Origin of the sequence: Bradyrhizobium sp. AUGA SZCCT0222 (assembly GCF_018130205.1) — a bacterium.
In the GTDB taxonomy this organism is placed as follows: Bacteria; Pseudomonadota; Alphaproteobacteria; order Rhizobiales; family Xanthobacteraceae; genus Bradyrhizobium.
Map to the genome: position 1 here is coordinate 67,033 of NZ_JAFCLX010000028.1, position 9,502 is coordinate 76,534.

At 61.7% G+C, this 9,502-nt stretch carries 14 protein-coding genes; 8 read left to right on the forward strand and 6 right to left on the reverse strand.

Translation table 11 applies throughout. From position 1 onward, the window contains the following. Positions 1-85 precede the first annotated feature (85 nt). From JQ629_RS23300 to JQ629_RS23315, 4 genes are all read left to right on the forward strand, one after another. Positions 86-1,048, forward strand: coding sequence for an ABC transporter substrate-binding protein (locus tag JQ629_RS23300; protein WP_502753260.1), 963 nt, complete (start codon positions 86-88; stop codon positions 1,046-1,048). 1 nt (position 1,049) lies between these two features. Next, positions 1,050-1,787 (forward strand): ABC transporter permease, encoded by a 738-nt coding sequence (locus JQ629_RS23305; protein WP_212414643.1) that lies wholly within the window; start codon positions 1,050-1,052, stop codon positions 1,785-1,787. Next, positions 1,777-2,502: an ABC transporter ATP-binding protein gene (locus JQ629_RS23310; protein ID WP_212414644.1), complete on the forward strand. Its 726-nt coding sequence runs from the start codon at positions 1,777-1,779 to the stop codon at positions 2,500-2,502. Before JQ629_RS23305 ends, JQ629_RS23310 begins: the two co-directional genes overlap by 11 nt. Before the next feature lie 118 nt (positions 2,503-2,620). Beyond that, positions 2,621-2,971 (forward strand): hypothetical protein, encoded by a 351-nt coding sequence (locus tag JQ629_RS23315; RefSeq protein ID WP_212414645.1) that lies wholly within the window; start codon positions 2,621-2,623, stop codon positions 2,969-2,971. 27 nt (positions 2,972-2,998) lie between these two features. Here JQ629_RS23315 and JQ629_RS23320 read toward each other — a convergent pair whose 3' ends face one another. The 3 genes from JQ629_RS23320 to pqqA form a co-directional block, all read right to left on the reverse strand. Then, positions 2,999-3,235 carry a hypothetical protein gene (locus tag JQ629_RS23320; RefSeq protein WP_212414646.1) on the reverse strand — a complete coding sequence of 79 codons (237 nt, stop codon included), beginning with the start codon at positions 3,233-3,235 and terminating at the stop codon, positions 2,999-3,001. A gap of 122 nt (positions 3,236-3,357) precedes the next feature. Then, positions 3,358-4,224, reverse strand: a complete 867-nt coding sequence (locus tag JQ629_RS23325; protein ID WP_502753257.1) for a DUF6662 family protein — start codon at positions 4,222-4,224, stop codon at positions 3,358-3,360. A gap of 358 nt (positions 4,225-4,582) precedes the next feature. Continuing rightward, the gene (pqqA, locus tag JQ629_RS23330) at positions 4,583-4,663 is read right to left on the reverse strand and encodes a pyrroloquinoline quinone precursor peptide PqqA (protein ID WP_192736930.1); all 81 of its coding nucleotides are present in this window, start codon (positions 4,661-4,663) and stop codon (positions 4,583-4,585) included. A gap of 321 nt (positions 4,664-4,984) precedes the next feature. Here pqqA and JQ629_RS23335 point away from each other — a divergent pair, with 321 nt between their 5' ends. From JQ629_RS23335 to JQ629_RS23345, 3 genes are read left to right on the forward strand one after another with little or no spacing between them, the layout of a single operon-like run. Further along, positions 4,985-5,755 (forward strand): MotA/TolQ/ExbB proton channel family protein, encoded by a 771-nt coding sequence (locus JQ629_RS23335; protein WP_212414648.1) that lies wholly within the window; start codon positions 4,985-4,987, stop codon positions 5,753-5,755. Beyond that, positions 5,752-6,384, forward strand: a complete 633-nt coding sequence (locus JQ629_RS23340) for a hypothetical protein (RefSeq protein ID WP_212414649.1) — start codon at positions 5,752-5,754, stop codon at positions 6,382-6,384. The genes JQ629_RS23335 and JQ629_RS23340 overlap by 4 nt, the downstream gene beginning before the upstream one ends. A gap of 2 nt (positions 6,385-6,386) precedes the next feature. Beyond that, positions 6,387-6,998: a hypothetical protein gene (locus tag JQ629_RS23345; protein ID WP_212414650.1), complete on the forward strand. Its 612-nt coding sequence runs from the start codon at positions 6,387-6,389 to the stop codon at positions 6,996-6,998. Positions 6,999-7,116: 118 nt separating this feature from the next. Here JQ629_RS23345 and JQ629_RS23350 read toward each other — a convergent pair whose 3' ends face one another. Next, complete coding sequence (locus JQ629_RS23350) at positions 7,117-7,476, reverse strand: hypothetical protein (protein ID WP_212414651.1); 360 nt, start codon at positions 7,474-7,476, stop codon at positions 7,117-7,119. A gap of 160 nt (positions 7,477-7,636) precedes the next feature. Here JQ629_RS23350 and JQ629_RS23355 point away from each other — a divergent pair, with 160 nt between their 5' ends. Further along, positions 7,637-7,891, forward strand: coding sequence for a hypothetical protein (locus JQ629_RS23355; protein ID WP_212414652.1), 255 nt, complete (start codon positions 7,637-7,639; stop codon positions 7,889-7,891). An 8-nt stretch (positions 7,892-7,899) separates the two neighbouring features. Here JQ629_RS23355 and JQ629_RS23360 read toward each other — a convergent pair whose 3' ends face one another. Further along, a complete protein-coding gene (locus JQ629_RS23360) occupies positions 7,900-8,292 on the reverse strand; it encodes a hypothetical protein (protein WP_212414653.1) in 393 nt (130 codons plus the stop codon). A gap of 175 nt (positions 8,293-8,467) precedes the next feature. Next, a complete protein-coding gene (locus tag JQ629_RS23365) occupies positions 8,468-9,436 on the reverse strand; it encodes a helix-turn-helix domain-containing protein (RefSeq protein ID WP_212414654.1) in 969 nt (322 codons plus the stop codon). Positions 9,437-9,502: the final 66 nt, after the last annotated feature.

Genomic DNA, 9,502 nt, shown 5'->3' on the forward strand with positions numbered 1-9,502 from the left:
CGCTACGAAGCGTGGAAGCTATGCTATGACAGTCCTCAAGAAAAGATGCGCGCGGAAACGGCTCACCATGACAATTTGCATTCGCATGCTGCTGGCTGCGGTTATTTTGGCCTCTGCGCAGGTCGGTACGTGCTACGGCGCGGAAACTGTGCGGGTTGCGGTGCAAAAAACCGGAACCTTCGCGTGGGAACTTGCTGTGATCCGCGCCCATGGTCTCGACAAACAGGCCAATCTCTCGGTGGGAGTCGTTGAGCTCGCGAGCCCGGAGGCGGGCAAGATCGCGCTTCGCGCCGGCAACGCCGACATCATCGTCTCCGACTGGCTGTGGGTATCGCGCGAACGCACACTTGGCGCCAAGCTGACATTCTATCCCTATTCGAGCGCGCTCGGCGCCGTCATGGTACCGGCCGCGTCACCGATCCAGACCTTGGCCGATCTCAAGGGCCGCAAGCTCGCCGTTGCCGGCGGCCCGATCGACAAGAACTGGCTGCTGTTGCAAGCGTGGCTGAAACAGGGCGGCATCGACCTGAAGTCGGAGGCGACCATTGCTTACGGCGCGCCGCCGCTGCTGACGGCAAAGACGCTCAGCGGGGAAATGGATGCCACCATGAACTACTGGAATTTCTGCGCCGTGCTGGAAGCGAAAGGCTTCCGCCGCGTCGCCGGCGTTGAGGATCTGCTGCCGAAACTTGGCGCCACCGGCCGCACCGCGATGATCGGCTACGTCTTCGACGAAGCATGGGCGAACGCCAACCAGGACACGGTGGCCCGCTTTATCGCCATGACCCGCATGGCGAAAGAGATCCTGTCGACCTCGGATGCCGAGTGGGAGAAAATTGCGCCGCTGACCGGCGCCCCCGACACCGCAACGCTCCGCGTCTATCGCGATCGCTACCGGGAGGGAATTCCACGTCGCCCGATCGCCGACGAGGAAGCCGACGCGCGCATCCTCTACCGCGTGCTGGCTGGGATCGGTGGCCGCGAACTTGTCGGGGCGGCGCCGGAACTCGCTTCCGGCACATTCTATCACGCGATCCCGGGAGACTGAGGTGCCGCGTCTGTTTTCATTCGCCGTGTTTTTCGCAACCTGGTGGATCGCCTCGCTGCTCGCCGGCGATGCGAAGCTGCCGCCTCCGCCAACCGTGCTCGCGGCCATGCTTGCGGAAGCGAAGTCGGGCGCCTTGTTCCTCAATCTCGGCGTGACATTGGCGCGCGTGGCGCTCGCCTTCACCCTGGCGATGACGCTGGGTGCCGCCATCGGCTATTTGATGGGCCGGGTGCGGCTTGCCGATCGGCTGGGCGACCCCTGGCTGATCCTGCTGCTCAATCTGCCGGCGCTCGTGGTCATCGTGCTCGCCTACATCTGGGCCGGATTGACCGAAGTCGCCGCCATTGCGGCAATTGCCATCAACAAGCTGCCGACCGCCGTCGTGACGCTGCGTGAGGGGGCGCGGGCGCTCGACGCGGCGCTCGACGAAATGGCGACCGTATTTGCGTTGCCGCGCGGAAGGACGTTCCGGCACGTCATCTTGCCGCAACTGGCGCCCTATATCGCAGCCGCTGCGCGATCGGGACTTTCCCTGGTCTGGAAGATCGTCCTTGTTGCGGAGTTGCTTGGACGCCCGAACGGCGTTGGCTTCGAGATTGGCGTGGCGTTCCAGTTGTTCGACATCCCGCTTTTGCTGGCCTATTCACTGAGCTTTGCGGCAGTCGTGCTCGTCATCGAAACCCTGCTGGTGCAGCCATTTGAGGCCCGGTTATCCCGGTGGCGCCCCCGTGCGGCTTGACGTCGATATCGCCAGCAAGAAGTTCAGGAACGCGGCGGGCGAACAGCACGACGTGATCGCCGGCGTGGCCTTTGCGCTCGATGCAGGAGAGGTTGGCGTGTTCGTCGGTCCCTCCGGCTGCGGCAAGAGCACCATGCTGAGGATTCTCGCCGGCCTTGACCACGACTTTCAAGGGCGCGTCGTGCGTCCCGCCGGCGCACGGATCGGCGTCGTGTTCCAGGAACCTCGGCTGCTGCCATGGCGATCGGTCGAGGAAAACGTGCGGCTTGTCGCACCTCTGGCCGACGAGGCGAAGCTTTCAGCGCTGTTCGAAATTCTGGAATTGGGCGCACATCGCAACCATTTTCCCGGCGAATTATCACTCGGCCTCGCCCGGCGCGTCGCGCTCGCCCGCGCATTCGCCATCGAGCCGGATTTCCTCATTCTCGACGAACCGCTGGCCTCGCTCGATGACGCCCTCGCCGTCCGTCTGCGCGATCAGATTGCCATGCTGGTCGACGGCCGTTCGGTCATGACGCTGCTGGTGACCCATGACGTGGACGATGCGGCTCGTCTCGGCGACCGCCTGTTCCTGCTGTCGCCGCGACCGGCTCGGGTTGTTGCCGACCTGCCCATCCGCACGCCGCGTCGCGCGCGGGGCGACGCCGAGATCGCTGCGATCAAGTCAGACATCATGCGGCGGATCGACGGCGGTCTCACCGAGCGGGAGGCCTGATAGGTGCTTGATGTGATTCAGCGAGATTGAAAGCACCAGAAAATTTCGAGACGGCGAAAAACCGGAAACGTCTGATAAGGTAGGAAGAGCTTGAGGTTTGCCGCGGGAGGATCTGACGATGCGATGGATACTGGCCTTGGTCGTGCTGTTGTTGGCGGGCGCTGGCGAACTCGCCGCGCAGAGCAAGGGCAAGGGCATCCGGCTCTGGAACCTGACCACCTCGACAATATCGGGCTTCCAGCTATCGCCGGCCGGCAAAGACGCCTGGGGACCTAACCTGACCCTGAACGACAAGGACAAGGAGGTCGACCACGACGAACGCCTGCGCATCACGGGCGTGGAGCCCGGACGCTACGATGCCAAGGTGAGCTATCCCGACGCAAGGCAATGTCTGGTGAGAGATATCGAAATCAAGGCGGATGCCGTATTTTCGATTGCCGACAAGGATTTAAAGGACTGCAACAAGTAGACCTTGCGACGCCCTGACAAGATGGCTTCAGCCCGCGGGCGCAGCTTCGCCCTTACCCGCCCGGTCGTTGGGGCGCGGATATTCGCAGCGCCACTTCACCGCGGTCCATTTCGGATGCTCGCCGACCCATTGCGCGATATAGGGCTGCGCAGCCATGACGCATTGCCGCGGGGAAACATCCGAGGAAAACACCAGGTGCCTCTCCTCGCAGGTGGCCGGCGACAGCACGGCACACACTGTCAGTACCAAATCGATCGCATTCATGCCCGAGATCCCAGAGCTAGTGCGTTGAATAGATAACACAAACAGCTACGTAACAGGCAGCGAAAAGTTTCACCGCACCGTGAAAATCCGGAACCCGGCGACCTCCTGTCAGCCGCACAGGCTCAAAAGTTAACGCCGAAAATCAGCCGCGCGTGATGGCGTTCGAAGTTGACGAGATCGAGCGCCGCATTCGATCCGGCCGAACGTCCCCATGCCTGAACGCTCCAGGCCGCGGTCAATCGTGAGCGCGGCGACAATTGAAAATAGGCCGTGGGCCCGACAAACAGGGCCTGGCCTGCGAGCTCCTGCAACCCGATCCCTTCATATTGCCTGAGGTAGCGTGCTTCACCGCCGAGAAAGAAGCCCGGACGTGTTTGCACCATCAAGGCGAGCGCAGCGCCGACGGTTGATTCCTGGTCTGCGGCTCCGGTGCCGATAACGCGCGTCCATTCCGGCTGGTAGATCAGATTGAGTGCAGCGACGGCGACGTTCGGAATTATTTCACGGTCGAACGCCAGCGTCAGTCCCGCGCCGTAGCTTCGCACTGCCGCCGCCGTAGTCTCGTCAATGCGGCTGCCGTGGCTTTCTACCGCGACGGTAAAGCCAAATGGGGCGGCGTCCCGATCGAGAAACCGGTAGCGCAGGTCCAAGGAAACGCCTTCCCACGACAACTGGCGCCGATCCTCCAGACCTGGAACGCCGCGGATGTAATGGGACGCAAAGCTGGTTCCCAACTCCACCCGGACATTCCTGGCAGGCACGAACTCCAATTCGAATTCCTGGCCGATCGCGCGGTACTTTCCACCATTTTTGGAAAATCGCCCGGTGGTCTCGCTCTGCAGCTCGCGCTCGCCGACACTGCCGATATCCGTGCCGATCATGAAGCCGAACAGATGCTCGGTATCAATGCCCTCCGCGCAAACAGCACCCGGAAGCAGCACGGAGAGACAGACGAATGCCGCCCGGCAGGTGTTCGAACGAATTGGCATCCACGAGCCACAGGAATGAAAACGACGGGAATGAACGAGGCGTCACTGCCGGCACCCTAGCATGGCGCAGATGGCGGCGGCCACGGAATCGGAAGGCGTAATCCCTGAATTCCAGCCATGGCAGCCGGTGCCGGCGCGAGGACGCCAATGAGGGAAAATGGAATGACAAGCTTCTGCAAGAAGCCTGACGGCGCCAATCAATGCAAAGGGAGTTGGACGCTGCGTGATTTCGCGAGGCGATGTTTTGAAATATTGAGCCGGACTAAATCTCGAGCCGGACTGGATCTTGAACCGGACGCCTGCCGCGGCTCGTAGCAGCAGAGTGCAGCCAGAGCCGGGCAGAACGTTTCGATGCAGTCTATTTGCGCGATGCGCAGGCGTACATGTTGATTTCCATGCCCACCGACACTTCGACGATTTTCGGAGTCTTCCAAGTCATTCGGGGTCCTCCCAACTAGTTTGGCGCGACGTTCACGCCGGAGCAGAACCTAGGGCCGCCCCGGACGCAACGCAAGTACGGAACAGCGACGGCACAACGCTGGATTGCCGCACTTGCGCTCGAAATTTCTCTCTCGGACAAAGTTACTTCTCTCTTGGGCAAATGCGGAACATTGGATCGTCTCGCGGCATGAGCGAAACAACGCATGGCCCGTGAAAGACCCTGCGCCCAACGGAAGCTTGAATTGCCGTTCGGCGAATTCGGTTTGCCTGCCCATGCGACATGTGGAAGGCTGGCGCTCTCTTGGGTCGAGGTGTCCGGATGCCAACGGCGAGTGGCGATCTTGATTCTTTTGGTGACCGCGGGCCTCTGTTGCGATGGCTGGTCTTCACCGGGCTGTGGATTTTTGCGTTCTTTCTGTTGTGGCGCTTCGGCCTGGTTCGGCAGATGGTCGCTGGCGATCGCACCTATCTCTCGCCAATCATCGCTCTGCTCTATGTTGCGACGTCGCTACACTGCCTGTGGCGCACGATCGTGATCGCACGCGAGGGCGATGCGGCGCGCCGCACCGGCGCATTGATCGCGTCTGGATCGGGTCGCCTTGATCTTGACGGCGACGCCGTGGTCGTCGAAGGCGCCGGCCAGCTTCCAACCGGTCTGGTCGCGGCCCACATTCGTGACCTTGCCGTCAAGGCCCGCCTGCAGGGATCCCGGAAGCTCGATCAGACGCTGCTGCTGCGCGGGCTGGCCAGCCGGCTACGCGGCTCCAACCAGTTTGGCGCCTTCGCCAGCGACACGCTGATGAAGCTGGGCCTGCTCGGCACGATCATCGGCTTTATCATGATGCTGGCGCCGATTGCAGGGTTAGATCCCAGCGACCGCAGCACGGTCAGGTCTTCGATGAATCTGATGAGCGACGGCATGGCGGTTGCCATGTACACGACGCTCGCCGGTCTCGTCGGTTCCATCCTCGTCAGGATCCAGTACTACATGCTCGACGACGCGACCGCGAAGCTGTTTGCGTTCGCCGTCGGGCTGACGGAAGTCCGCGTGGTTTCGATCCTGGAAAATCGACCCGAGGCGGCGGAATGATCGACGAATATGACCTCATGCCGCAGGAGGAGCCGTTCGATCCGTTCGCGGTCATGCTGTTCAAGGCGTTGCAGGTCCTCGCCTTCCTGTTCTTCGTCGCATTGCTGGCCATCGCGCCCGAGGCAAAGGATGGCAAGATCGACAGCAAGGCGGAATTCCTGGTGACGATGGCTTGGCCCGACCAGCATCCTGATGACTTCGACATGTTCGTTCAGGACCCGCTTGGCAATATGGTCTGGTATCGGCGGCGCGAGGCTGGATTCATGCTGCTCGACCGCGACGATCGTGGTGGCGCCAACGATTTCATTCTGGTCAACGGCCGCAAGGTCCTGTCGCCGATCCGCCAGGAGACTGTCAGCATCCGGGGCATCGTCGCCGGCGAATACACCGTGAATATCTACCATTTTATCGCGATGGGCCGCGAACCCGTGCCGGTCTCGGTGAAGGTCGAGAAGCTCAATCCGACGGTTCAGGTGGTCCATTACGACAAGATGATGATGCAAAGCGCGGGCACCGAACGCACCGCCGTCCGCTTTTCGATCGACGCCAGCGGCGGCATCGTCGACGTCAACCATCACGAGAAGTCGCTGCTGCAGACGCTGCGCAGGCGGCCGAGCAAAAGTGGCTGACCATGGAATTGCAGAAGGAAATCCTGGGTCTGTCGATCGCCTACGCGCTGCTTGCGGCGTTGTTGCTGATCATTGCGTTGCGCGCCCGCGTATCCTGGCAGCTCAAGGCAGCGGCCGTGCTTGTCACCAGCGTCTACTACTGCGTGGCGTTTTTCCGCATCGAAGGCCTGGCCGGCTGGTCGGCGCCCGCACCGCTGCCGTCACAGTTCCAATTGTTGTGGGCGCGGGTCGTCGAACCGAACCCGCTCGATCGTGATCCCGGTGCGGTGCATATCTGGGTCGAGGAACTCGATGCCGCCAATCTTCCGAGCGGTCAGCCGCGGGCCCATCGCTTGCCCTATTCCGCGGCACTCGCGCACAAGGTGACCGCGGCGCGCGATGAGATCATGAAAGGCCATCCGCAGGGCGGACGCGCGGCCGACTACGGATCCGGCAATGGACAACCCGCGCCTGAGGGACCCTCCGACGTCTCGACGCTTCGCCCGACGGCTGCACCGGGCGGCGATCCAATGAGCGGCGGTCCGCTCGATCTGTCGTTCCTGACCGGTGAAGCCGGCAACATCGAATTCGCGCCACTGCCCGCTCCGATTCTTCCACCGAAGGACGGGCCCTGACGCTGTTCGAAGCGGCGACGTGCCGGTCAATGAGCACGCCGGGCTTTGAGCAACAGATCTCGGTCGTGGCTAGCCGCAGCCGATCACGATCGGCGGTCCCGGCCTAATCACAGCTGGCCTAATCGCAGGTCTTTTCGGCCATTTGCTGATCAGACTTGTGCTGATCAGACTTATGCTGATCAGACTTGGCGCCTTGGGCCTGCTGCGCCGCCGTCGGCTGACCTTGCATCTGCTTTTGCGTATCCTGCGAAGACGCTGCGACATCGCTGGCTGCACGACTCATCGTGCTGGTTGGCGCGTGTTCCTTGGCATCGGAAGCCATGCCGGTGGTCTGGCCGGTGCCAACCGATGCGGGTCCGGAACCCGCGTCCTTCAGATTTGCGGCGCGACCGGTGGTGTCGCAGGGGGCTGCCATTGCGGTGCCGATGCTCAAAACAGCGATCGAGCAAGCCGCGAGAATGAGTCGTTTCGTGTTCATCTGATCCTCCTTGAACCTGTCGTGCGCCCCAGCACGTCAGGACGGAGGAGCAACCGGCTCGGAGGCCACGGGTTCCGGGTGGCGGGTCGAATCTCGCTGTTGTTTAATCGGGCACACCTCATGTTTCCGATCAGTGACTACAATTTGCGAGGCGAATCACATGCGACCATTGATCTGCGGAACGCTCGGGGCCCTCCTCGCGATTTGCCTTGGGTTACCGGCCGACGCCGAGGACAACTCGCGACTCGGGCAGCCGACACCGGGCGCGGCAAACCCGCCTGCAACGCTGACCGGCAAGGAGCGGCTCGGCAGGAAATGGATGGATGAGCAGCGGATCGACAATTGCAATGTGCCGATCGACAAGCGTGGGTCCCAACCGCGGCCAAGCATCTGCCCGCATGTTCCGATGGGCTGATCAAGCGTTCATACGCCGCCGGGCTGGACGTAACAGAACACGTGACCGTTGCGGTTCATGAAAACGATGCCGTGACCCGTGGGATTCGACTGGTCCCATTTGAGCTTGTAGTGCGGGATTTCGATTTCCGTTCCGTTCTTGACGTGGGGCCGGCCGAGCGGTTCATCCGGCCGGTCATCGGTGATGCGCACGTAGGTCTTGCCATCCCGGACGTGGATTTCATCGGCCCAGTAGGCGTCAGCTTCGCCGCAGCACGATGCGCTGGGAGCGTCGGGCTGCATCAGCGATTGGTACCACTGCCGGATCGCAGGATCCGCGTTTTCCCATTGACCAAGGTCGCGCGCACCGAGCCCCGTAACGGAACAACCGAAAATTCCGAGAAAAAGGATGATTCGCTTCATCCGTCCCGCTCCTGTGTTCTCCGGCGGGATGATCAAAGCAATGTTCGTGCCGCCAAAAGCCCGTAAGGAACCGGACTAGGCAAGGCTCCCATTGGGGCGACGAGCCGCTGCGCCATCGGAGCTTCGATCTAGGGATCGGATTCAGATCAGGGGACGCTGTTGCGAGTTGAGGAACTCAGGAAGCGTCTGGAGCCGGGCTGTTGTGCTGCGCCTTCTGGATCGAAGACGGAACAATGCCGAAATACCTGCGGAAGACCCGGCTGAAATGGGACGAACTCGAAAAGCCCCATGAAAATGCGACATCCGTGACGGTCTTGCCGCCATGCGTCTCCAGTTCGTGGCGGCAGTTCTGCAACCGCGCCTGCCAGATATAGTCGCTGACGGTCATGCCCCGGTCGCTGAACAGCATGTGCAGATAACGCTTGGTGCAGCCCAGTGCCGCGGAAATCTGATCGATGCACAGATCAGGATCGCGCAGATGTTCGCGGATGAAGGCCTGAGCGCGAATATACATCGCCTCGGGGCCACCGCGATCGAAACTCGCGTCCGCCTCGCGCAGCGGCAACAGCAACAGATCGATCAGCGAATCGGCAACGACGACCGCGTTGTTCGGTGACAGTCTCGCAGCCTGGTCAAATGCCGCATGCACGAAGTCATAGGCAATCCGGCCGGTGCCTGTGCGCGCCGAGAGCTTGCACGCCGACATCCGCGCCGTATGGAAGCCGCGCTCCTGCAGCAGCGCCTTCGGCACGATGACGACTTCGTGCCGCGTCAGCGCCGGGCTGATGATCGTATGCGGACAGGATACATCGTAGGCAAGACAATCGCCGGGCATCAGATCGATGCGCCGGCCCTCCTGCTCGAAATAGGAAACGCCGTGCGTCTGAAACAATATCTTGACGTAGGGATGCTCGCTGGCTCTTGAACGGGACACGGTGTGCGCGATGCGATGCTGGCTGACCTCGATCTGGCAGAGCTTCAGCTTTGAGACCGTCGTGTAGTTGACACGCGCTTCGAGCGACGAAGCCTTCAGCGGATCTATGTCAAATTGGCCGCAAAGATCCGTCAGTGCATCCGACCAGCACTGGATCTGCTTCTTCGGCGACAATCCCGAAGTGGTAAGCGAGTGGAGCGTATCAACCATTTCCAGCCACCGATTCGAGAAACGTAACTGTTGCCGCGGGAGACTCGGTCACGGTGAAGTTTGATT

What these genes read in the sequence shown, in the direction of transcription:
- JQ629_RS23320 (WP_212414646.1), bottom strand. Translation starts at nt 3,235, where the DNA reads ATGAATGCGATCGATTTGGTACTGACAGTGTGTGCCGTGCTGTCGCCG.
- JQ629_RS23300 (WP_502753260.1), top strand. Translation starts at nt 86, where the DNA reads ATGCTGCTGGCTGCGGTTATTTTGGCCTCTGCGCAGGTCGGTACGTGC.
- JQ629_RS23345 (WP_212414650.1), top strand. Translation starts at nt 6,387, where the DNA reads ATGGAATTGCAGAAGGAAATCCTGGGTCTGTCGATCGCCTACGCGCTG.
- JQ629_RS23315 (WP_212414645.1), top strand. Translation starts at nt 2,621, where the DNA reads ATGCGATGGATACTGGCCTTGGTCGTGCTGTTGTTGGCGGGCGCTGGC.
- pqqA (WP_192736930.1), bottom strand. Translation starts at nt 4,663, where the DNA reads ATGACTTGGAAGACTCCGAAAATCGTCGAAGTGTCGGTGGGCATGGAA.
- JQ629_RS23335 (WP_212414648.1), top strand. Translation starts at nt 4,985, where the DNA reads ATGCCAACGGCGAGTGGCGATCTTGATTCTTTTGGTGACCGCGGGCCT.
- JQ629_RS23350 (WP_212414651.1), bottom strand. Translation starts at nt 7,476, where the DNA reads ATGAACACGAAACGACTCATTCTCGCGGCTTGCTCGATCGCTGTTTTG.
- JQ629_RS23365 (WP_212414654.1), bottom strand. Translation starts at nt 9,436, where the DNA reads ATGGTTGATACGCTCCACTCGCTTACCACTTCGGGATTGTCGCCGAAG.
- JQ629_RS23360 (WP_212414653.1), bottom strand. Translation starts at nt 8,292, where the DNA reads ATGAAGCGAATCATCCTTTTTCTCGGAATTTTCGGTTGTTCCGTTACG.
- JQ629_RS23325 (WP_502753257.1), bottom strand. Translation starts at nt 4,224, where the DNA reads ATGCCAATTCGTTCGAACACCTGCCGGGCGGCATTCGTCTGTCTCTCC.
- JQ629_RS23355 (WP_212414652.1), top strand. Translation starts at nt 7,637, where the DNA reads ATGCGACCATTGATCTGCGGAACGCTCGGGGCCCTCCTCGCGATTTGC.
- JQ629_RS23340 (WP_212414649.1), top strand. Translation starts at nt 5,752, where the DNA reads ATGATCGACGAATATGACCTCATGCCGCAGGAGGAGCCGTTCGATCCG.